Source organism: Burkholderia sp. GbtcB21 (genome assembly GCF_019091065.1).
Lineage (GTDB): Bacteria > Pseudomonadota > Gammaproteobacteria > Burkholderiales > Burkholderiaceae > Burkholderia > Burkholderia pyrrocinia_C.
This window is the reverse complement of the sequence record NZ_JAGXKA010000001.1, coordinates 563,400-585,982: the sequence shown is the minus strand read 5'-3', so window position 1 is coordinate 585,982 and position 22,583 is coordinate 563,400. Positions and strand designations below refer to the sequence as shown.

Genomic DNA, 22,583 nt, shown 5'->3' with positions numbered 1-22,583 from the left:
GTCACGCTCCATGGCGGGGATCGAAGACGTCGCGCAGCCCGTCGCCGAGCAGGTTGAACGCGAGGCTCACGAGCAGGATTGCGATGCCGGGCAGCGTCGCGACCCACCATGCGTCGAGCAGCACGTTGCGGCCCGACGCGACCATGAAGCCCCACTCGGGGCTCGGCGGCTGCGCGCCGAGGCCGAGAAAGCCGAGGCCCGCGACGGTCAGGATGATGCCGGCCATGTCGAGCGTCGCACGCACGATCACCGACGACATGCACAGCGGCACGATGTAGCGCAGCAGGATGCGCGGGCCCGATGCACCCTGCAGCCGCGCGGCATGGATGTAGTCGGCCTGCGCGATGCGGATCGTCTCGGCGCGCGCGAGCCGCGCATACGCGGGCCATGCGGTGATCGAGATCGCGACGACCGCATTGATCACGCCGGGTCCGAGTGCGGCCGCGAACGCGAGCGCAAGCACGATCTTCGGGAACGCGAGCGCGACGTCGGTGATGCGCATCAGCACGCTGTCGACGAAGCCGCCGCAATAGCCGGCCGTCGTGCCGATCAGCAGGCCGATCGGCACGACGATCACGACGACGAGCAGCGCGATGCCGAGCGTGAGGCGCGAGCCGGCGATCAGCCGCGAGAGGATGTCGCGGCCGAGCTGGTCGGTGCCGAACCAGTGCGACGGCGAGCCGGGCGGCAGCAGGCGGTCGGACAGCACCTGGCGCAGCGGATCGTGCGGCATGATCAGCGGACCGACGATCGCGACGACGATCAGCGCGACGAGGATCGCGAGCCCGAACAGGTTGAGCGGATTCGTGGCGAAACGGCGCCAGCGTCGGTACGCGAGGCCGAGCGCGGCCTGCGAGCGCGACGCGGGCGCATCGGAAAGCAGCCACGCGCGCAGCGTGAGGCGCTCGGCGTTCATGATTGGACGACCTTCGGCATGGGCGATGAAAGAAGCAGGGTGGAAGCGGTCATGTCGAAACGGCCCTCAGCGCGCTCGCGGATCGAACACGCGGTACAGCGCGTCGGTCAGCAGGTTGACGGTGATGAACATCGCGCCGATCACGAGCGTCGCGCCGAGCACCGCGCTCATGTCGGCGTTCAGCAGCGCACCGGTCAGGTACGAGCCGAGCCCCGGCCATGCGAACACGATCTCGGTCAGCACCGAGCCTTCGAGCAGGTTGCTGTACGTGAGCGCGATCACGGTGAGCAGCGGCACCGCGATGTTGCCGAACGCATGCCGCCAGATCACGCGGCGCTCGGACAAGCCCTTCGCGCGCGCGGTGACGATGTATTCCTGGCTCAACTGGTCGAGCATGAACGAGCGCGTCATGCGGCTGAGATACGCGACCGAGTAGTAGCCGAGGATCGCGGCCGGCAGCGCGATGTGCGACACCGCGTTGCGGAACACGTCCCACTCGCCGGCGAGCACCGCGTCGATCAGCAGGCTGCCCGTGCGCGGATCGACCATCCCGTCGTACACGGGATCGAGCCGGCCGGGCCCGCCGACCCAGTGCAGCCGCGCGTAGAACAGCAGCAGCCCCATCAGCCCGAGCCAGAACACCGGCACGGAATTGCCGATCAGCCCGACGAAGCGCGCGATGTGATCGATCGGCCGGTTGTGCTTCACGGCGGCCGCGACGCCGAGCGGCACGCCGATCGCGATGCCGATCAGCGTCGCGATCGTCGCCAGTTCGAGCGTGGCCGGGAACACGCGCCTGATGTCGTCGAGCACGGGGTTCGCGGTCAGCAGCGACACGCCGAGATTGCCGTGCAGCACGTCGCGCGCGTAGATCAGGAATTGCGTGACGAGCGGCTTGTCGAGCCCGAGCGCGATGCGTTCGGCTGCGTACGCATCGGCCGACGCGCGATCGCCGAGGATCGCGAGCACGGGATCGATCGGCACCTTGCGGCCGATCACGAACGTCAACGCGAGCAGCCCGGCGAACGTGACGGCGAGCGTGAGCGCCCAGCGCAGCACGCGCAGTGCCCAGCGTACGGCCGGGCGCCGCGCGGGCAGCGTGCGCAGTGCTTCGAGGGAGGAGGCGGGAGTCGACATGCGGCGAATCTTATTGCTTCTTCAGGTTGCGGTACGACACGAGATCGTTGATCGGCCCGACTTCGAGCCCGCTCACGCCGGGCCGCGTCGCCACCTGCGCGACTTTCTCGAACATGATCACGAACGGCGAGCGCGCGAGCACGTCCTTCTGCATCGCCTGGTAGAGCTGCGCGCGTTTCGCGGCGGTCGGTTCGGCGAGCGCGGTGTCGGTTTGCTTCGTGAGCTGCGGGATGTCCCAGCTGTTGCGCCAGGCCAGCATTTTATAGCTCGACTTGTCGGAATTGTCCGGATTCCACGCGAAGCCCTGCGCGTTGCTGTGCGGATCGATGTAGTCGGCCGACCATTCGCCGATGTAGATGTCGTGCTGGCGCGCGCGGTATTTCGCGAGCGTCTGCTTGTTGTCGCCGGGGATCAGCTGCACCTTGATGCCCGCCTGTGCGAAGTTCGCCTGCACGGCCTGCGCGATCTCCGTGTACGGATAGTCGTTGCGCACGTCCATCGTCACCGTGAAGCCGCCGGGCACGCCAGCCTTCGCGAGCAGCGCCTTCGCCTTTGCGACGTCGAGCTTGTACGGGTTCGCGTTCAGCGTGCCGAGGAAGCCTTCGGGCAGGAAGGTCTGGTGTACCTTGTAGGTCGTCTTCACGACATTGCCCTGGATGCCGGCATAGTCGACGAGCCACTTCAGCGCTTCCTGCACGTCGGGCTTCGCGAGCGTCGGGTTCTTCGTGTTCAGGCCGAGATACAGCAGCGTCGCCTGCGGTGACGCCGCGACCTTCGCCTTGCCGGATTTCACGACGGAAGCGAGATCGTCGGGGCTCAGGTCGCGCGCCGCATCGACGTCGCCGTTTTCCAGCAGCAGGCGCTGGCTCGCGGCTTCGGGCACGTGGCGCAGCACGATGCGCTTCATCGCGAGCGGCAGCCGGTATCCGTCGAAACGCTGCAGCACGATGCTGTCGCCGGCCGTCCACTTGACCAGCTTGTACGCGCCGGAGCCGGCCTCGTTGGTCTTCAGCCATGCGTTGCCGAAGTCGGTGCCCTGCTGGTGCGACAGCAGCAGCTTCTTGTCCAGCACCGACGCGGGCCACGAGCCGAGCACGTTCAGCACGAAGGTCGGCGCGTATTTGCGGTCGGTCGTGACCGACACAGTCAGGTCGTCGAGCTTCTTCACGTTCGCCGCGACGTTCGCCTTCGTGAGGCCGATGCCGGTCAGCACGGCGGCCGGGCCCTTGTCGAGCAGCACCGCGCGCTGGATCGACCACGCGACGTCGTCGGCCGTCAGCGGGTTGCCCGAATGGAACTTGAGGCCGGCGCGCAGCTTGAACGTATAGGTCAGCCCGTCGGTGCTCACCGTCCACGACTGCGCGACATCGCCATTGAATTTCGACGGATCGCGCAGGTCGACGCGCACGAGCCGGTCGTACGTGTTCGCGACGTATTCCTCCGGCACCAGCTCGTAGATCTCGCCCGGGTCGAGCGTCGTGAATTCGTCGAGCAGCGTGGCCATCACGAACAGGTCCTTCGGCGTTTCCGCGTACGCGGCGGAAAGCGGAACGGCGGCGAGAACGGACGCGGCGGCCAGCGCCGCGACGAGCCGGGATGTCAGGGGTTTCATGTGCGCTCCATCGTGAGGTGAACGTGCAATGGGTGAACGTAAAACGATAACGGGACGTGCATCACATCAGGCGCCACGGGCCGCTCGCCGCGTTGTCGATCTGCGGCAACGCGTGCGAGCCGGGCAGTTCGTAGTGCCACCATTCGCTGTCGATGTGCGCGAAGCCGGCCGCGTGCATCACGCCGAGCAGCAGCAGGCGGTTGCGTTGCACGGCTTCGGGCAGCCCTGCGTGGAAATGGCCGGACGCGGCGACCATCTCGTCGAAGCCCGTGCCCATGTCGAGCGGCTCGCCGTTCGCGCCGACCAGCGTCAGGTCGAGCGCGGTGCCGCGGCTGTGATTCGAGCCGCGGCCGAGATCGGCGATGAAGTTCGGATCGGGCAGGAAATCCCACAGCACCTGCTGCGCTTGCGGCGGCCGGTACGCGTCGTAGATGCGCAGCGTGAAGCCGGCCTGCGCGGCGACGTCCACCGCGCGGCGCAATGCGGCTTCGGCCGGCTCCAGCAGCAGGCAGTGCGCGCGGCGGTAGATCGGCTTGCCGGTCAGGTTGCGGTCGGTCGCGTAGACGAGATCGAGGTCGACGCGATGCGTGGCGGGCGTGATTTCGACGAGGCGGTGGTCGTTCATCGGCGGTTCAGGTTGGTTCAGGCTCGCTCAGGATTCGAATTGGTCGAACGTGTGCTGCAGTTCGCGGTTGCGCGCGACGCGCCGGTCGATCGCGGGGCCGAGGCGGTCGACGACGGCCGTGATCAGCAGGTTGAACAGGCAGGTGAGCGGCGCGAGCGAATCCCAGAACTGGCCGACGTCGGTCTTCACCTGCAGCAGGTCGGCCGGCCATTCGCGTGCCCACGGGCACGAGAGATCGGTGACCAGCGCGAACGGCTGCCCAAGCTCGGCGGCCGCCTGGCAATAGCGGCGTGCGCTGCGCGAATACGCGCGCGTGTCGGTGACGATGCAGTACGGCCGCTCGAATTCGGAGTTCAGCGAATCGACATACGAACCCGACTGGCCGTCGGAATAGAACACGCGCGGGCGCAGGTATTCGAGGTAGCTGCTGAACGCGTTGCTGATGCCGCGCGTCGACTGGATGCCGAGGATGAATACGGCGTCGGCATGCGCGATGCGATCGGCGACCTGCGCGAACACGGGGCCTTCGGCGAGCCGGTACACGTGGCGGATCGCATCGAGCTCGCGTTCGAGCGACGACGCGAGCGTGCCGTCGCTGCCGCTGTCTTCGGCCGGTTGCGTGCCGGCGACGCGGCGGTATTCGTCGAGCCGGTCGGTGATCATCCACGGGCGATCGCCGCCGCCGCGCAGTTCGCGCTTCAGGTCGTCGAGATTGCGGTAGCCGACGCTGCGCAGGAAGCGCCCGACCGAGATGCCGCTCGTGCCGGCCTGCTGCGCGATCTGGTCGGCCGTCTCGAGCCCGAGCCGGTCGAGGTTCGCGAGCATGTAGCTCGCGATGCGCTTGGCGGTCGGCGTCAGCTCGGCATAGCGGGATTCGACGGTACGGGCAAACGCGCAGGTCATTGGATGTTAGATCGTTGTCGTCTGTTGATCGAATGTCATCCATCTAACAAAGCCAAAATCATTCGCGCCAGCGGATAAAAACTATGGTGTGAGGATGGGTGATAGGGTCGAAAGCGCGTTCGGCGGCGGGGTGGTGGTGTGCAAGGGGAGTTTTATGTCTGACAGGCATATTTCGCGTTTATGCATGTGAGGAATAATTTGCGTTTATGCCTGTCGATGCGTGTCTCGATCTCCTCTCGTCGCCATTCGGTGCATCACGACCTACCACGGTCGTATTTCCGTATTCACCGGACCTGACCGATTCGCCGACATCCGTCGCCGCCCGGCACCCCTCCGCACCGCAATAATTACAAAATTAAAGTCGATCAGATTAAATCATTAATTCAGGTTAATAATTCATTTAAGTTTTGCGACGATTTGGATTTAACTTGTGTCACGGGATGTTCGATTTTCGATAATCAGAAAAACGGCAAGTATTCCGTAATGGAAATTCGCTCAATCGCAAGAATGAAGAGGAAATCATGACGAATCTTTCTCGACGCAAGATGCTGGCGGGTACGGCCGGCGCCATTGCCGCCGCGGGCATCGCGGTATCGGCCAAGGCCGCCTCGTTCGGCAATCCGGACAGCCCGCCGGAAGGCGCTGTGAATGCGCGCAACCGCCAGAGCCTGACCGATCCTGGTCCGAAAAATCCGGCAATCGCCAACCAGTTTCCGTCTTTTCAGGATCCGCCGGCCACCGATATCAATGGGATGCCATTATTCTGGGCGTCGTTCAATAATGCCCATAAACGAATTCAAAATGGCGGATGGGCGCGCGAAGTCACGCAGGACGATTTTGCGATTTCGGAAACCATTTCCGGCGTCAACATGCGCCTGACGCGCGGCGGCATTCGCGAGATGCACTGGCACCAGCAGGCCGAGTGGGCGATCATGCTCGACGGCCGCTGCCGGATCACGGTGCTCGACGAACTGGGGCGGCCGTCGGTGCAGGACGTGAAAACCGGCGATCTCTGGTATTTCCCGCCGGGCCTGCCGCATTCACTGCAGGGCCTCGGTACCGACGGCGCCGAATTCCTGCTCGCGTTCGATAACGGCCGTGCGTCGGAATTCAATACGCTGCTGCTGACCGACTGGATCGCGCATACGCCGCCCGACGTGCTCGCGCTGAACTTCGGCGTGCCGGCCGATGCGTTCAGGAACGTTCCGCTCGACAACCTGTGGATCTTCCAGGGCGACGAGCCCGGCCCGCTCGCGCAAGCCCAGCGCGCGTCGGCTTCGTCGGCCGGTGCGCCGCCGCATCCGTTCATCTTCTCGCTCGGCGACATGAAGCCGGTCAGGAAGACGCGCGGCGGCGAAGTGCGGATCGCGGACAGCACCAACTTCAACGTGTCGACGACCGTCGCGGCGGCGCTCGTCACCGTGCATCCGGGCGGCATGCGCGAGCTGCACTGGCATCCGAACGCGGACGAATGGCAGTACTACCTGCAGGGCGAGGCCCGGATGACCGTGTTCGACACGGGGCCGAAGGCGCAGACGGCCGACTTCCGCGCGGGCGACGTCGGCTACGTGAAGAAGAGCCTCGGCCACTACGTGCAGAACACCGGCAAGACCGACCTGGTGTTCCTCGAGATCTTCAAGACCGACCGCTACGCCGAGGTGTCGCTGTCCGACTGGCTCGCGCACACGCCGCCGAAGCTCGTCGAGGCGCACCTGAACCTCGCGCCGGACGTGATCGCGCAGTTTCCGCGCAACCGCCCGGACGTCGTGCCGCTGTAACGCCGCCGTCGTTCTGCCGTGGCCGGCAGGCGGCAGGCCGGCCGCGGTGCCCGCTTCAGGGCCAGCCTTCCTTATCCGAACGGAATACAACACACCATGATTCCCGTCACGAGCAAATCCGCCGGCGGCTTCGCGCTGCCGGCTCTGTCTCCCGAGCGCGCCGACGACGCGGCGCGCGCCGCGCTGGAAGGGCGCCGCACCGGTGTCGCCGCGCTGCTGCCGTTCGTCGGCCCGGCCGTGATCGCGTCGATCGGCTATATGGATCCCGGCAACTTCGCGACCAACATCCAGGCCGGCGCCGCGTACGGCTACCGGCTGCTGTGGGTCGTGCTGGCCGCGAACGCGATCGCGATGCTGTTCCAGGCGATGTCGGCGAAGCTCGGCATCGTGACCGGCCGCAATCTCGCGGAGCTGTGCCGCGACCGTTTCCCCGCGCCGGTCGTGTGGGGCATGTGGGCCGCGTCCGAGATCGCTGCGATGGCGACCGATCTCGCCGAATTCCTCGGCGGCGCGCTCGCATTCGGGCTGTTGTGCCACCTGTCGCTGTTCGCGGGAATGATCGCGACGGCGTGCGCGACCTGCGCGATCCTCGCGCTCGAGAAGCGCGGCTTCCGGCCGCTGGAAGCCGCGATCGCGGCGCTGGTTGGCGTGATCGGCGCGTGTTATCTCGGCGAACTGCTGATCGCGCCGCAGGACTGGCACGCAGCCGCGTTCCACCTGGTCGTCCCGCAGATTCCGGATCATGCGGCGCTGACGATCGCGGTCGGGATCATCGGCGCGACGATCATGCCGCACACGCTGTATCTGCATTCGGGCCTGACGCAGGATCGCGCCGCGCCGCGCGACGACACGGAACGGCGGCGGCTCGTGCGTTTCTCGAACCGCGAGGTCGTCGTCGCGCTCGGGCTGGCCGGGTTCGTGAATCTCGCGATGGTGATGATGGCGTCGTCGGCGTTCCACCTGAGCGCGCCGGGCATGACCGACATCGGCGACGCGTATCACACGCTGATCCCGGTGCTCGGGCCGGCGGCCGGTGCGCTGTTTCTCGTCGCGCTGCTGACGTCGGGCGTGTCGAGTTCGGTGGTCGGCACGATGGCCGGGCAGGTCGTGATGCAGGGGTTCATCCGCCGCCGCATGTCGATATGGGGGCGGCGCGCGGTGACGATCGCACCCGCGTTCGCGGTGGTCGCATTTGGCTGCGACGTCACGCGCGCGATGGTGGCGAGCCAGGTCGTGCTGAGTTTCGTGCTGCCGATGCCGATGATCGCGCTGCTGATGCTGTCGGCGCGCGAGGACGTGATGGGCGCCTACGCGATGCGGATGCCGTTGCGGATCGTCGCCGGCGCGGCGACGATCGTGATCGTCGGGCTGAATGGGTATCTGGTGTGGGCGGCGTTCAATTGAACGGCAGCGGTGCGCGGCGACCGCCGGGCCGCCGCCTGCTGCTGCATGTCCTGCGCCTCGCGCAGCCGCCAGATCGCGTTGCGCTGCTGGCCGCCGAGGCTCGTCGAGCGCAGCGTGATGACCGAGCCGGCCGCGACCCGATACCGGAAATGCGCCATCAGTCCGGTGCCCTTGCGCTGCGCCTGCCCGTCGGCCAGCACGTCGCACCGCGGCCGCGATTACTTCGCGAGCGTCCGGTATGACACGAGGTCGTTGATCGGCCCGATTTCCGGCCCGGTCGCGCCGGGGCGCGTCGCGACCTGCACGACCTTCTCGAACATGATGATGAACGGCGAGTTCGCGAGCACGGCCTTCTGCAGCGCTTCGTACCGCTGCGCGCGCTTCGCGGGCGACGGCTCGACGAGCGCGGCCTCGGTATCCTTCGTCAGTTGCGGAATGTCCCAGCTATTGCGCCACGCGAGCATCTTGGTCGGCGACTGGTCCGAGTTGTCCGGGTTCCACGCGAAGCCGCGCGCGTTGCTGTTCGGGTCCATGTAGTCGGGCGACCATTCGCCGATGAAGATGTCGTGCTGGCGCGCGCGGTACTTGCCGATCGCCTGCTTCGCATCGCCGGGGATCAGCTTCACGCGGATGCCGCCCTGCGCGAAGTTTGCCTGCAGCGCCTGCGCGATCTCGAGGTACGGATAGTCGTTCGGCATGTCCATCGTCACGTCGAAGCCGTTCGGCAAGCCGGCCTTCGCGAGCAGCGCCTTCGCCTTCGCGACGTCCTGCTTGTACGGCCGCGCGTTCAGCGTGCCGAGGAAGCCCTCGGGCAGGAAGGTTTCATGCACCTTGTAGGTCGTGCTGACGATGTTGCGCTGGATGCCGTCGTAGTCGACGAGCCATTTCATCGCCTGCTGCACGTCGGGCTTCGCGAGGTTCGGGTTCTTCGTGTTCAGGCTCAGGTACAGCAGCGCGGACACCGGCCACGACGCGACCTTGATCTTGCCGGCCTTCGTCAGCGCGGCGAGGCTGTCGGGGCTCAGGTTGCGCGCGGCGTCGGCGTCGCCGTTCTCCAGCAGCAGCCGCTGCGCGGACGCTTCGGGCACGTGGCGCAGCACGACGCGCTTCATCGGGTACGGCGTGCGGTATTTGTCGAAACGCTGCAGCACGATGCTTTCGTTCGGCGTCCACTTGACGAGCTGGTACGGGCCCGAGCCCGCGTCGTTGGTCCTGAGCCAGCCGCTGCCGAAATCGTTGCCCTGCTGGTGCGACAGCAGCAGCAGCTTGTCGAACACCGATGCCGGGCATGCGCTCAGCACGTTGAGCACGAAGCTCGGCGCGTACTTGCGGTCGGTTTCGAGCACGACGGTCTGCGGGTCGATCGCGCGTACCTTCTGCGTCACGTTCGCCTTCGTGAGGCCGAGATCGGCGAGCACGCCGGCCGGCCCCTTGTCGAGCAGGATGGTGCGCTGCAGCGACCACGCGACGTCGTCGGCGGTCACCGGGTTGCCGGAGTGGAACGCGAGGCCGGGGCGCAGCTTGAACGTGTAGGTCATGCCGTCGGCGCCGACCGTCCACGATTGCGCGATCTGCCCGTCGAAGCGCGTCGGGTCCTTCAGGTCGACGCGCACCAGGCGTTCGTAGGTGTTCGCGACGTACTCGGACGGCACCAGTTCGTAGATCCCGCTCGGGTCGAGGGTCGTGAATTCGCCGAGCTGCGTGGCGACGACGAAGATGCCGGGCGGCGTGGCGGCCTGCACCGGCAGCGCCGGAACAAGCGCGACGAGCGCGGCGCTGACGAACAGCCGGGACAGCAGGTGCTTCATGCGGGCTCCGTTGAAAGGGAATCGTGGGTGCGATTCTCTCATCGACGGCTACCCGGATGAAAATATTCGATGCGCGCGCGGTGGCGCGCGGGAGCGGGCCGGGCGGGCGCCCGGCGCCGGCAGGTGTCGGATCAGATCACGCAGCGCGCGATCGCGAAGCGCATCGCTTCCTCGGGCGGCTCGCTGCCGGAGCCGCGCACGACCTTGACGACCGAGCCGTTGCCCGACGGCGTCAGCGTGACGAAGTACGCATTCGAGCCGACGGCAATGTCGGTCACGCCGTTGTGCTGCGACTGCTCGGTGCCCGACAGGCGGCTGTCGAGGCAGTTGGCGATCGCGTGGGCCGGACGTTGCGACGACACGTAGATCATCGGCGCTGCGCCGGATGCGGCCGAGTTGGACGAAGGGGCGGAACCGCAGGCGGCGAGCAGGGCGGCGGGGAGGAGCAGCAGGAATCGTTTCATGGTCGGATCGTCGAGTGTCTCGTGTCGAGGCTGGGGCGCGGGGGAGGCGAAACGCGAAGCTTCGCGACGAAACCGCCCGGAATCGGGCCGTTTTTGACGGTCGATACGGCGAGCGGCTGACGACGGAGTATACCCGCGGCATTTGACGCGGATGGCACGTTGAAACGATTCGATACGACAAGCACCCGCTGCCGCACGGCGGCAGCGGGCGTTTCAGGCGATGGCGCTTGGGCGCTTGTTGTGGTCGCTTACTGGCCGATCTTGTTGCTGACCGCATTTTCCTGCCGGTTCAGCACGCGCTGTTCGCTCTTCGTAATGTGGCCGTGATCCTGCGCGGCCATGTCCCGCTCTTCCCGGCGGATCTTGCGGTCGTCACGGTGCAGGCGCGCGGCCTGTGCGTGCGACATCTCGCCTTCCTTCACTTCGTGATGGATGCGGCGATTCTGGTTTGCGAGACGCCGGTTGACCTCTTCGCGGCGCGGATGCGCGTGCTGGCACGGCGTGGCGCCGATCGCGAAGGGCTCGCACGGTGTTTTCTCCTGTCGTTGCGCGTCCGAATCGTGGGCGCTTGATGAGAAAACGCGGAGCGGGCACCGGTTGTTGACGTGTCGGCCTGTATCGATTGCAAGTCTTTATTACGTCTGCGGTTTGCGGCGCGGGGCCCGGCCGCCGCGAATCAATGCGCGCCGGCCGCCGCCGCATCGGCATCGCCGCCGCCCGAGCGCGACGGTTTCGTGATCCAGATCAGCGGAATGATCGCGATGAAGATGATCGCCGACACGTAGAAGATGTCGTTCAACCCCATCACGGCTGCCTGCGAATCGACCGATGCGTTGAAGAACGCGAGTGCGGAATCGGGGCTCAGGTGCAGCAGCGAGCGCGTCGCGCCGACCTGCTGCGCGAAGATCGGGTTGGTGACGCTCGCCTGTTCGGTGAGCCGCACATGATGCAGGATCGTGCGGTCGTTCCACGCATTGCCGATCAGCGACGTGCCCACCGCGCCGCAGAACGTGCGGCCGAAATTCGACAGGCCGGCCGCGGCCGGGATCTTTTCCGGCGGCAGCCCGGACAGGATGATCGACGTCAGCGGCACGAAGAACATCGCCATCGGAATGCCTTGCAGCAGCGTCGGCAGCACGAGGTCCCAGTGGGAGACATCGGTGTAGAACGTGGTGCGCATCATGAAGACGACCGCGAAGCCGATGAACGCGAGCGTCGCGATGTAGCGCGGATCGGTGCGCGGCAGCAGGCGCCCCATGACCGGCGTGAGCAGGATCGCGAAGATCCCGAGCGGCGCGGTGGCGAGCCCCGAATCGACCGCGCGGTAGCCGAGATAGCCCTGCATCCACTGCGGCAGCAGCACCAGCGTGCCGAAGAACATCCCGTAGGCCACCGAGATCGCGATCGTGCCGCCCGCGAAATTGCGCTGCGTGAAGAGCCGCAGGTCGACGATCGGATTCTTCTCGGTCAGCTCCCACACGAGGAAGAACGCGAAGCCGATCAGCGCGACGATGCCCAGTGCGACGACGACGGGCGAGTTGAACCAGTCGAGGTCCTTGCCCTTGTCGAGCATGATCTGCAGCGACGCGACCCACAGCACGAGCAGCAGCAGGCCGACCGTGTCGATCGGCATGCGGCGCGTGGCCGATTCCCGATCGCGGAACACGATCCATGTGACCGCCGCCGCGAAGAAGCCGACCGGGATGTTGATGTAGAAGATCCACGACCAGTTGTAGTCGTACGTGATCCAGCCGCCGAGCGACGGCCCCGCGATCGGGCCGACGAGCGCCGTCATCGACCACAGTGCGAGCGCGCTCGACGATTTCTGCCGCGGCCACGCGCCGAGCAGCAGCGCCTGCGACAGCGGCGCGAGCGGCCCCGCGACCGCGCCCTGCAAAATCCGCGCGGCGAGCAGCGTCGGCAGGTTCGGTGCGATCCCGCACAGCCACGACGCGAACACGAACAGCAGGATCGACGTGACGAACAGGCGCACCTGGCCGAAGCGCTGCGTGAGCCAGCCCGTCAGCGGAATCGACACCGCGTTCGCGGCCGCGAAGATCGTGATCACCCACGTGCCTTCGTCGACCGACACGCCGAGATCGCCGGAAATCGTCGGAATCGCGACGTTCGCGATCGACGAGTCGAGCACGTTCATGAACATGGCGAGCGATACCGCGATCGTGCCGATCGCGAGCCGGCCGCCCGACAACGGGCCCGGGGAGGACGGAGATGACATGGTGTTCCTGCGTGATGGAGGGGCGCCTGGCGCGGCGCGCACGCCGACCGTTGCGCACGCGCGCAAGGTGCCAGCGCGGGCGAGCCGCGAAATGGACGAACGGAACCGATACGCACCGCGCGCGGTTCAAGCGTTCAAACGGATCGACGAAGCCGTGGCGGGTTCCGGGAGGCGGGATATAGCCGGTCAGGAAGGCGCGACGCGCGTGACGCGTCGGCGGGCAGTTGGCACGTGGCTGCCGTAGCGGCTGTGGTCGTTTTTCATCGGCACAGGCTAACGATGCGTCGAACGACGATCAACGCTCGCGCGCTCATTAAATCCTTTCGTGTGCCGCAATAATCCGAATGTGACACATCGATTGCCGGTCAAGGCACGGTCCGCCACGCGGTGAAGACTTCCGTCAGGAACTCGACGAACGCGCGCACCTTGCTGTCGAGCGTCGCGCGCCGCGGGTAGAGCACGTGAAGCTCGATGTCGTCGGTGCGGTGCCAGTCGGGCAGCACGATTTCGAGTTCGTTCTTCGCGAGCCGCCGCGCGGTGTAATGCGTGGAGATCAGCGCGATGCCGCCGCCGCTCGCGGCCTGGCGCAGCACCGTGACCGATTCGTTCGAGATCAGCACGGGCCGCACCGGCACGTCGGCCACGTCGCCGGCCGCGTTGGTGAGCCGCAGCGTCAGGCCAGGCGTGTCGCGGCCGACGAACAGGATGTCGTGTTCGACGAGATCCTGCGGCGTTTGCGGTCGGCCGGCGCGATCGAGATAGGCGGGGCTTGCGGCGAGCTTCGCATGTGACCAGCCGAGCGAGCGCGCGATATAGCCGGAATCGTTCAGCACGCCCGCGCGCAGCGCGACGTCGAAGCCGTGTTCGACGAGGTCGAGCGCGCTGTTGTCGTAGATCAGCACGAGCTGGACCAGCGGGTAACGCCGGTGAAACTCGGCGAGCGCCGGCTCCAGCTCGAACAGGCCGATCGAGTAGGGCACCAGCACGCGCAGCGTCCCTTCGGGCTCCGTGCGCAGCGCGCGGACCTGACGGTCCGCATCGAGCAGGATGTCCTCGGCGCGCAGGCAACGCTCGTAGTAGTCGCGCCCGGCTTCGGTGACGGACACGCGGCGCGTGGTGCGGTACAGCAGCTGGACGCCGAGATCGTCCTCGAGCTGCCTGACCTTGCGGCTCACGCGGCTGAGCGGCATGTCGAGTTGCGTGGCGGCGGCGGTGAAGTTGCCGCGTTCCACCACGCGCAAGAATATCCGGATGCTCTCGAAGTCCATACGGCTCGTTTCAGTGTTCGGTCAGTGGGCATCTTACCGTCGCGCGCCGGATCGCTTCGTGTCGAGCCGATTATCCTGCGCGGCGCAATAACGCATCCTGTCGGCGCCCCGTAGTGGCGGGCTGCGCGCGACCGTATGCTCGCCGAATGAAATTCGCTTTCCCCAGCCTGCCGCCGCTCGCGGCCGTCCGGGCCGCGCTGCGCGACGCGCGTCCGACGCTGCCGCCCGGTGCCGTCGCGTTCGCGCTGCGCAATACGGCCGCGTCGTTGCTCGCGCTCTACATTGCATTCCGGATGAACCTCGACGACCCGAAATGGGCCGCGTCGACCGTGTGGATCGTCGCGCAGGGCAGCCGCGGGATGGGGCTGTCGAAGAGCCAGTACCGGATTCTCGGCACCGCGATCGGCGCGGCCGTCGCGCTCGCGCTGACCGGCGCATTTGCGCAGACGCCCGAGTTGTTCCTGACGGCGCTCGCCGCGTGGATCGGCCTGTGCGCGGGCGTCGCGACGTTCCAAAGGAATTTCCGTGCGTATGCGGCGGTGCTCGCGGGTTACACGGCCGCGATCATCGCGATGGACGCGGCGTCCGCGCCGCTGCATGCGTTCGACATCGCGATCGCGCGTTTCCTGTACGTGGTGATCGGCATCCTGTGCGGCGCGGCGTTCGAAACGATCTTCGCGCCGGGCGCGCCGCTGACGGACGTGCGCACGCGGCTCGCGCGCTATCTCGATCGCGCGGTTGCCGTCGGCGCGGGCGCGCTGCGCCGCGAGCCGAACGGCGCAGCGGTACACCGGCTGTTCGCGGACGCGCTCGAACTCGATACGGCGGCCGAATACGCGGCGGCCGGCGCACCGCCGGTGCGCAACGCGATCGGCCATCTGCGTGCCGCGGCGCTGGGTGTGCTGACCGCGCAGGCGGCGGGGCAGGCGATTCGCGAACATGGCGCGCGCGGCGGCGATGCGCCGGACCCGCTGGTGGACGATGCCGCACGCTTGCTCGACGGCGTCGCCGCATCGCGCGAGCCGGGCGCGTCAGGCGACCTGGGGCGCGAGATGGCGGCGTTGCGCTCGCGCGTGAACGACGCGCTGCGCTCGGAGGCCGCCGGGTCGGCTGGCCCCGACACGTCGCGCCTGCTGATGCTCGACCGGCTGGCGGCGCTGCTCGCGGGCTTCGACCACGCGTTTGCGAGCCAGGCGCGGCTCGATCGGTCAGAGCCGCCGCCGACGCGCGTGCGCTATGCGTTCCATCACGATGCGGTGCTCGCCTGGCACAACGGCATCCGCGCGTTCGTCGCGGTGCTGGCCGCGTCGGCGCTCTGGATCGTCACCGCGTGGCCGTCGGGCGCCGGTTTCGTCGCGATCACGGCGGTGGTCGGCGCATTGTTCTCGACCCGCCCGAACTCGGTGCGTGCAGTCGTCGGCTTCCTGAAGGGCTCGGCGTGCGCGGCCGTCGCGGGCGTCGTCTGCAATTTCATCCTGCTGCCCGCGGTGTCGGGCTTCGAGATGCTGGCCTACATCCTCGGCGTGTTCCTGATCGGCACCGGCATCGCGATGCGTCATCCGCGCACGGCCGCGATGGGCAGCGCGTTTTCGATCTTCTTCTGGAATTTCACGTCGCCGGACAATACGGCGCGCATCGGCGACGCCGCGTTCCTGAATGACGCCGTCTCGACGCTGCTCGGGATCGCGTTCGGCGCGCTGGTGTTCGCGCTCGTGTTTCCGGGCGATCCCGGCACCAGCCGGCGGCGCCTGCATCGCGCGGTGCGCCGCGATCTGGCCGCCATTGCGCGCGACCCGAGTGCGTGGTCCGCGAGCACGTGGTTGAGCCGCACGGCCGACCGTCTCGCGCGCGAACTCGGGTTCGCGGGGAGCCTGCCGCAGACGCTGATCGAGCGCGACATGCGCGACCTGCTGGCGATCTGGGGAATCGGCGACAGCCTGCTGTCGCTCGCCGAACTGGCGGCGCGCGAGCCGGCCGTGCGCCGTGCGGCGACCGTGGTGCGTGGACGGGTCGCGCGCTGGGAATTCGCGCAGCTCGACCGGACCTGCGACGCGGCGGCTCGCGTGCTGCGGCGGCGCGTGGCTGCTCGCGACGGTGACGATACGTACGCGTTGCTGCGCGGCATCGTGTTGCTGCGGCGCATTGCCGATGCAGCTGCCGCGCACGGCGGCTTCCTGCGCGCGCGCCACGGCTGAGCGGCGCGGGCGGTGGGTCAGGTGAGCCGATAGGACCGGCCGGGCGTCACTTCCGCCGGCAGCGGCTCGCGGTTCAGCTCGAGCAGCGTACGTTCGATCTGCCGCGTGATCGCATCGAGTGCGAGATGGTTCGGCCCGTCGCCGAACGGCTCGGCGATCGCATGCGCGATCGCATCGAGCGCGATCAGCGTATACGCGACGAACACGGTGACGAACGGCGTCGCCGCACCGATCGAGTCGACCAGGCCGAACGGCAGCAGCACGCAGTACGCATAGATGGTCCGGTGCAGCAGCACGTCGTACGAAAACGGGATCGGCGTCGACGCGATGCGCTCGCAGCCGCTCACCATCGCGACGAGCTCGTCGAGGCGCGCGTCGAGCATCCACAGGCGCGTGTCGGCGAGGCGGCCCGCATCGGCGCGCGCGGCGAACGCTTCGCGCAGCCCGTGCACGATCGCGATCGGGCGGAACCGCGCGGCGGCGACGTGCGCATAGGTGCCGCTGTCGAGCAGCGCGCGCAGGTCCGCGGCCGGATCGGTGCCGCGCAGTTGATGCTTGAGCGCATAGACGAACGCGACGACCGTCCGCACGAACGCGCGCCGCGCATCGTCATCCTTATCGACCGCGCCGTAGCAGAGCGCCTGCGACACCAGCGTGCGCGTGGCGGTCAGCACGCCGCCCCACAGTTGCCGCGCCTCGCGGTAGCGGTCGTAGCTCGCGTTGTTGCGAAACCCGGCGAAGATGGCGAGCGTCAGGCCGATCAGCGTGAACGGCGTCGGGTTCAGCGGCACTTTCTCGCCGAGCACGCGGCCGCCGCCCCACACCGCGACGAGGCTGATCGCGAGCGTCAGCACGAGCTGCGGCAGGATGGTCGGCAGCACCGAGCCGTTCCAGACGAGCAGCATCCGCAGCCAGTGCTCGCGCGGACGAACGATCATCGTCGGGCTCCGTCAGGCGGCGGTCGATGCCGGCGCGGCCGCGCGATGCAGCAGCACGGGCACCGACTTCGACGTCGGCGTGTTGCACACGTCGCCGACGCTGTCGAGCGGCACGAGCGGGTTGGTTTCCGGGTAGTACGCGCCGATGCAGCCGCGCGGGATGTCGTACTCTACGAGCAGGAAGCCGTCCGCACGCCGCTCGATGCCGTCGTGCCACACGGTTTCCATGTCGACCCATTCGCCGGCCTTCAGGCCGAGCATCGCGAGATCGTCGCGGTTGGCGAACACCACGCGGCGCTGGCCGAACACGCCGCGATAGCGATCGTCGAGCCCGTAGACGGTCGTGTTGTACTGGTCGTGCGAGCGCGTCGTCATCAGCGTCATCAGGCGTTCGCCGTGCAACGCGCGGGCGCGCTGGATCGGCGTGTCGGTCGGCAGCGCGTGCGCGATGAAGTTCGCCTTGGCCGTCGGCGTGAGCCATTCGCGGTCGCGCGATGCGACGCGCAGGTGGAAGCCGCCCGGCCGCGCGATGCGCGTGTTGTAGTCGTAGAAGTCGTCGAGCGTCGCCTCGATCGCGTCGCGGATCTTCGCGTAATCGTCCTTGTACGCGAGCCAGTCGATCTTGCCGCTGCCGAACAGCGCGTGGCCCATATGCGCGACGATCGCGGGCTCCGACATCAGGTTCGGCGACGCCGGCTTGTTCATCCCGTACGACACGTGGACCATGCTCATCGAATCCTCGACCGTCACGCCTTGCGCGACGTTGTCCTGCAGGTCGATCTCGGTGCGGCCGAGCGTCGGCAGGATCAGCGCGTCGCGGCCGTGGATCAGGTGGCTGCGGTTCAGTTTCGTCGTGATGTGCACCGACAGGTCGCAGCGGCGCATGCCTTCCCACGTGCGCGGTGTGTCGGGCGTCGCCATCGCGAAGTTGCCGCCGAGGCCGATCAGCACCTTCACGCGGCCTTCGAGCATCCCCTCGATCGTCTCGACGACGTCGTAGCCGTGGTGGCGCGGCGGTTCGAAATCGAACACGTGGCCGAGCCGGTCGAGGAACGCCTGTGACGGCTTTTCCTCGATGCCGACCGTGCGGTTGCCCTGCACGTTCGAGTGGCCGCGCACCGGGCACAGGCCGGCGCCGGGGCGGCCGATGTTGCCGCGCATCAGCATCAGGTTCGTCAGCATCTGCACGGTGGCGACCGAATGCTTGTGCTGCGTGATGCCCATGCCCCACGTCGCGATCACGCGCTCGCTGCGCGCATAGAGCTGTGCAAGGCCGTCGATCTGCTCGTACGGCACGCCGCTTTCGGCCGTCAGCGCGGACCAGCTTTCGTTGCGCAGATCGTCGGCGAACGCGTCGAAGCCGGCCGTGTGCTCGCCGATGAACGCGGTGTCGAGCACGCGCGGCGCACCGGTGGCGCGCGCGGCGTCGTCGAGTTCGAGCACGCGTTTCGCCATCCCCTTGATCAGCGCGAAATCGCCGCCGATCGTCGGCTGGACGAACGTCGATGCGATCTTTGTGCCCGACATCGTCAGCATCTCGAGCGGGCTTTGCGGATCGGCGAAGCGTTCGAGGCCGCGTTCCTTCAACGGATTGATCGACACGATCGTCGCGCCGCGCTTCGCGCACTCGCGCAGTTCGCCCATCATCCGCGGATGGTTGGTCGCGGGGTTCTGGCCGAAGATCAGCAGCGTGTCCGCGTGCTCGAAATCGTCGAGCGTGACGGTGCCCTTGCCGACGCCGACCGACGCGGGCAGCCCGCGGCTCGTCGCCTCGTGGCACATGTTCGAGCAGTCGGGAAAGTTGTTCGTGCCGTACCGCCGCACGAGCAGCTGGTACAGGAACGCTGCTTCGTTGCTCGCGCGGCCGGACGTGTAGAACGCGGCCTGGTTCGGGTCGGGCAGTGCGCGCAGGTGGCGCGCGATCAGTGCGAACGCGTCGTCCCACGCGATCGGCACGTAGCGGTCGGTCTGCGCGTCGTACACCATCGGGTCGGTGAGCCGGCCGTGCTGTTCGAGTTCGAAATCCGACTGTTCGAGCAGCTCGGTGACGGTATGCGCGGCGAAGAATTCGGGCGTCACGCGCTTGCTCGTCGCTTCGGCGGCCACTGCCTTCACGCCGTTCTCGCAGAATTCGAACGTCGATGCGTGCTGGCGGTCGGGCCACGCGCAGCCGGGGCAGTCGAAGCCGTCCGGCTGGTTCTGGCGCAGCAGCGTGCGGTAGTTGCCGCCGGCGACCTTTTCCTTGATCAGGTTGATCGTGACGGCTTTCAGCGCGCCCCAGCCGGCGGCCGGGTGGGTGTACGGTTCGATGCGCGCGGTGGCGGATTTCTTTTTCATGGTGCAGCAGGTGTCGGGGTCGATGGGTGCAGAGTACGCGCGGCACCCGTGCGGCTGTGTGTACACCTGTTCACTTCAAAAAAGAGTACAGTTTCGGCCATTCAGACAGTGCGGATCGCAACTGTGTTGTTGAAGGGAAGTTGAAAGGGAGGCGCGTGAAGCGTTACGAACAACTGGCCGACGATCTCCAGGCGCAGATCGAGCGCGGCGTGTATCGGCCCGGCGAGCGGATTCCGTCGGTGCGGCAGGCGAGCCGGCAGCAGCAGCTCAGCGTCACGACCGTGCTGCGCGCGTACCTCGTGCTGGAAAGCCGCGGCCTGATCGAAAGCCGGCCGCAGTCGGGCTATTTCGTGCGGGCGCGCGCGGCGGCACCGGCCGAGGCCGAGCTGCACATGTCGGCGCCGGCCGCCGAGCCGTCGGCGGTGGACGTGAGCCGGCTCGTGCTGTCGACGCTGCGCTCGATCGCGCGCGACGACGCGGTGCCGCTCGGTTCGCCGTATCCCGATGCATCGCAGTTCCCGGTGCAGCGCCTCGCGCGCTATGCGCAGGCGATCGGGCGCCGCCGCACGCGCTGGGGCGTGATCGACGACCTGCCGCCCGGCAACCAGGAACTGATCCGCCAGATCGCGCGGCGCTACGCGGAGCGCGGAATCGCGGTCGAGCCGGGCGAGATCGTGATGACGATCGGCGCGACCGAGGCGATCAACCTGTGCCTGCAGGCCGTCGCGAAGCCGGGCGACACGATCGCCGTCGAGTCGCCGACGTTCTACGCAATGCTGCACGCGATCGAGCGGATGGGCATGCGCGCGCTCGAAGTCGCGACGCATCCGGTCGACGGCATCGATCTCGACGCGCTCGAACGGATCCTCGAGCGCGAGCGCATCGCCGCGTGCATGGTGATGCCGAATTTCCAGAATCCGCTCGGCTTCCAGATGCCCGACGCGCGCAAGCGCGCGCTCGTCGAGCTGCTGGCGAAGCACGGCGTGCCGGCGATCGAGAACGACGTCTATCACGAGCTGCACTTCGGTGACACGACGCCGAGCGCACTGAAATCGTTCGACCGCAACGGGCTCGTGCTGCATTGCGCGTCGTTCACGAAAAGCCTGTCGCCGCGCTACCGGATCGGCTGGGCGATGCCGGGCCGCTACCGCGACCAGGTCGAAAAGCTGAAATTCCTGAACACGCTCGCGACGCCCGCGATCGAGCAACTGGCGATCGCCGAGTACCTGAAACATGACGGCTACGATTTCCACCTGCGGCGCATGCGCAAGCAGTACGCGCAGCAGGCAAGCCTGATGAGCGCGATGGTGCGGCGGTTCTTTCCGGAAGGCACGCGGCTGTCGCAGCCGCAGGGCGGGTATGTGCTGTGGGTCGAGCTGCCGCCGCAGGTCGATGCGATGAAGCTCTACACGCTCGCGCTCGCGCAGCGGATCACCGTTGGGCCCGGGCACATGTTTTCTGCGGGCACCGATTACCGGCATTTCATCCGGCTCAACTACAGCTATCCGTGGTCGCGGCAGATCGAGGAAGCGCTGAAGGTGCTGGGGCGGCTCGCATCGGAGTGCGCGGCGAGGTGAACGGCGCAATGCCGGGTGGCAGGCGGCGGCCGGTGGCCGGCCGCCGTGGCATGGTTCAACCCGCGTGCGGCGCTTGCAGCCCGGCTTGCACGGCGCCGGCCATCTGCCGCATGTCGAAGCCCGACGGGTGCTGGTACACGCGCAGCCCGAACTCCGGCAGCACCGCGATCAGGTGATCGAACAGGTCGGACTGGATGGTCTCGTAGTCGACCCACGACGTCGTATCGGTGAAGCAGTACAGTTCGAGCGGAATGCCTTCGGCCGTGAGCGGCAACTGCCGCGCCATGCACGTCATGTCGCGGCGGATCCGCGGATGGCCCTTCAGGTAGTTCGCGACATACGCGCGGAACGTGCCGAGATTCGTCAGCTGGCGGCGGTTTGCCGGGCAATCGCCCGCCGCGCCGAGCGTACCGTTCCATTGCTCGATCGCGTCGACCTTGTCCTCGAGATAGTCCTTCAGCAGCGTCAGGCGTTCGAGCCGCTCGATCTCGTCGCTGGAGAGAAAGCGCACGCTCGTCGCGTCGACGAACAGCGCGCGCTTGATGCGGCGGCCGCCCGCCTCGGTCATCCCGCGCCAGTTCTGGTAGCTCTCGGTGATCAGTTTCCACGTCGGCACCGTGATGATCGTGTGATCGAAGTTCGCGACCTTCACGGTGTTCAGCGTGATGTCGATGACCGTGCCGTCCGCGCCGGCCGACGGCATCGTGATCCAGTCGCCGATCCGCAGCATGTCGTTCGACGACAGCTGCACGCCCGCGACGAGGCCGAGCAGCGTGTCCTTGAAGATCAGCATCAGCACCGCGGACATCGCGCCGATGCCGGACAGCAGCAGGCCGATCTGCTTGCCGGTCGCATCGCCGATCACGACCAGCGCGGCCGTGATGAACATCACGAGCTTGACGAGCTGCATCGCGCCTTTCAGCGACAGGCGCGGCTGGTCGCGATGGTGCGTGCGGTGCGTGTGTTCGAGCGCGGACAGCGTCGCGCTGATGGTCATCGTCACGAGGAACACGATCAGCGCGAACAGCACCTTGTCGGCGACTTGCGCGGCTTTATCGGGAATGCCGGGCACCGCGCCGAGGCCGAGCTTGATCACGACGAACGGGACGATGCGGTTCAGCCACCTGAACGCGCCGAACTCGAACAGCGCGTCGTCGACGCGCGTGGCCGACAGCCGCGCGAGCCGCGCGACCACGCGAAACAGCAGGAAATGGACGGCCGCGGTGATTGCGCCGGCGGCGGCGAGCAGGACGAGGAGGCCGACGAGCGGCGAAAACCAGGATTCGTTCAGGGTCATAGGGGCAGACAGGGGCCTTCTTGTGCGTTGAATCGGCGCCGCGACGCGACGCGCGCCCGGTGAAGGGCACATGAAAGGGACCGTGATT

At 67.4% G+C, this 22,583-nt stretch carries 17 protein-coding genes and 1 pseudogene; 4 read left to right on the top strand and 14 right to left on the bottom strand.

Translation table 11 applies throughout. The features are described from left to right. Position 1: 1 nt before the first annotated feature. From nikC to sapR, 5 genes are all read right to left on the bottom strand, one after another. On the bottom strand, positions 2 to 916 hold the full coding sequence (gene nikC / locus KVT39_RS02515; RefSeq protein WP_096474060.1) for a nickel transporter permease: 915 nt from the start codon (positions 914 to 916) through the stop codon (positions 2 to 4). 66 nt (positions 917 to 982) lie between these two features. Continuing rightward, entirely contained in the window at positions 983 to 2,053 is a 1,071-nt protein-coding gene (locus KVT39_RS02510) for an ABC transporter permease (protein ID WP_034180280.1), read from the bottom strand. Between the two features lie 10 nt (positions 2,054 to 2,063). Next, positions 2,064 to 3,665 (bottom strand): ABC transporter substrate-binding protein, encoded by a 1,602-nt coding sequence (locus KVT39_RS02505; RefSeq protein ID WP_217587677.1) that lies wholly within the window; start codon positions 3,663 to 3,665, stop codon positions 2,064 to 2,066. 61 nt (positions 3,666 to 3,726) lie between these two features. Then, entirely contained in the window at positions 3,727 to 4,290 is a 564-nt protein-coding gene (gene ddpX / locus KVT39_RS02500; protein ID WP_217587676.1) for a D-alanyl-D-alanine dipeptidase, read from the bottom strand. A gap of 27 nt (positions 4,291 to 4,317) precedes the next feature. After that, positions 4,318 to 5,193 (bottom strand): sap1 transcriptional regulator SapR, encoded by an 876-nt coding sequence (gene sapR / locus KVT39_RS02495; RefSeq protein ID WP_217587675.1) that lies wholly within the window; start codon positions 5,191 to 5,193, stop codon positions 4,318 to 4,320. Positions 5,194 to 5,714: 521 nt separating this feature from the next. Here sapR and KVT39_RS02490 point away from each other — a divergent pair. Together KVT39_RS02490 and KVT39_RS02485 are read left to right on the top strand one after the other, a co-directional pair. Then, positions 5,715 to 6,971 carry an oxalate decarboxylase family bicupin gene (locus KVT39_RS02490; RefSeq protein ID WP_034180276.1) on the top strand — a complete coding sequence of 419 codons (1,257 nt, stop codon included), beginning with the start codon at positions 5,715 to 5,717 and terminating at the stop codon, positions 6,969 to 6,971. Between the two features lie 96 nt (positions 6,972 to 7,067). Continuing rightward, positions 7,068 to 8,375, top strand: a complete 1,308-nt coding sequence (locus tag KVT39_RS02485) for an Nramp family divalent metal transporter (protein ID WP_217587674.1) — start codon at positions 7,068 to 7,070, stop codon at positions 8,373 to 8,375. Here KVT39_RS02485 and KVT39_RS02480 read toward each other — a convergent pair. The 6 genes and pseudogenes from KVT39_RS02480 to KVT39_RS02455 all read right to left on the bottom strand — a co-directional run bounded on the left by KVT39_RS02480 (position 8,279) and on the right by KVT39_RS02455 (position 14,151). Next, complete coding sequence (locus KVT39_RS02480; RefSeq protein WP_034180274.1) at positions 8,279 to 8,575, bottom strand: hypothetical protein; 297 nt, start codon at positions 8,573 to 8,575, stop codon at positions 8,279 to 8,281. The two genes, KVT39_RS02485 and KVT39_RS02480, sit on opposite strands and share 97 nt — an antisense overlap. Positions 8,576 to 8,593: 18 nt before the next feature. Further along, positions 8,594 to 10,183: an ABC transporter substrate-binding protein gene (locus tag KVT39_RS02475; RefSeq protein WP_217587670.1), complete on the bottom strand. Its 1,590-nt coding sequence runs from the start codon at positions 10,181 to 10,183 to the stop codon at positions 8,594 to 8,596. 131 nt (positions 10,184 to 10,314) lie between these two features. Then, the gene (locus KVT39_RS02470; protein WP_034180272.1) at positions 10,315 to 10,647 is read right to left on the bottom strand and encodes a sugar ABC transporter ATPase; all 333 of its coding nucleotides are present in this window, start codon (positions 10,645 to 10,647) and stop codon (positions 10,315 to 10,317) included. A gap of 248 nt (positions 10,648 to 10,895) precedes the next feature. Continuing rightward, positions 10,896 to 11,132 (bottom strand): annotated as a pseudogene (locus tag KVT39_RS02465) (hypothetical protein); the annotation flags it as partial. Positions 11,133 to 11,323: 191 nt separating this feature from the next. Beyond that, positions 11,324 to 12,883, bottom strand: a complete 1,560-nt coding sequence (locus KVT39_RS02460; RefSeq protein ID WP_217587669.1) for a DHA2 family efflux MFS transporter permease subunit — start codon at positions 12,881 to 12,883, stop codon at positions 11,324 to 11,326. A gap of 365 nt (positions 12,884 to 13,248) precedes the next feature. Then, entirely contained in the window at positions 13,249 to 14,151 is a 903-nt protein-coding gene (locus KVT39_RS02455) for a LysR family transcriptional regulator (protein ID WP_217587668.1), read from the bottom strand. Between the two features lie 146 nt (positions 14,152 to 14,297). Here KVT39_RS02455 and KVT39_RS02450 point away from each other — a divergent pair, with 146 nt between their 5' ends. Beyond that, the gene (locus KVT39_RS02450) at positions 14,298 to 16,346 is read left to right on the top strand and encodes an FUSC family protein (protein ID WP_034180269.1); all 2,049 of its coding nucleotides are present in this window, start codon (positions 14,298 to 14,300) and stop codon (positions 16,344 to 16,346) included. Between the two features lie 17 nt (positions 16,347 to 16,363). Here the strand turns inward: KVT39_RS02450 and KVT39_RS02445 are convergent, their stop codons facing one another. Then, a complete protein-coding gene (locus KVT39_RS02445; protein WP_034180268.1) occupies positions 16,364 to 17,284 on the bottom strand; it encodes a bestrophin family protein in 921 nt (306 codons plus the stop codon). A 12-nt stretch (positions 17,285 to 17,296) separates the two neighbouring features. Further along, positions 17,297 to 19,621, bottom strand: a complete 2,325-nt coding sequence (locus KVT39_RS02440) for an FdhF/YdeP family oxidoreductase (RefSeq protein WP_034180267.1) — start codon at positions 19,619 to 19,621, stop codon at positions 17,297 to 17,299. Between the two features lie 155 nt (positions 19,622 to 19,776). Here KVT39_RS02440 and KVT39_RS02435 point away from each other — a divergent pair, with 155 nt between their 5' ends. Beyond that, positions 19,777 to 21,198: a PLP-dependent aminotransferase family protein gene (locus tag KVT39_RS02435; RefSeq protein WP_034180266.1), complete on the top strand. Its 1,422-nt coding sequence runs from the start codon at positions 19,777 to 19,779 to the stop codon at positions 21,196 to 21,198. 55 nt (positions 21,199 to 21,253) lie between these two features. Here KVT39_RS02435 and KVT39_RS02430 read toward each other — a convergent pair whose 3' ends face one another. Next, a complete protein-coding gene (locus tag KVT39_RS02430; protein WP_217587666.1) occupies positions 21,254 to 22,495 on the bottom strand; it encodes a mechanosensitive ion channel family protein in 1,242 nt (413 codons plus the stop codon). Between the last annotated feature and the right edge of the window lie 88 nt (positions 22,496 to 22,583).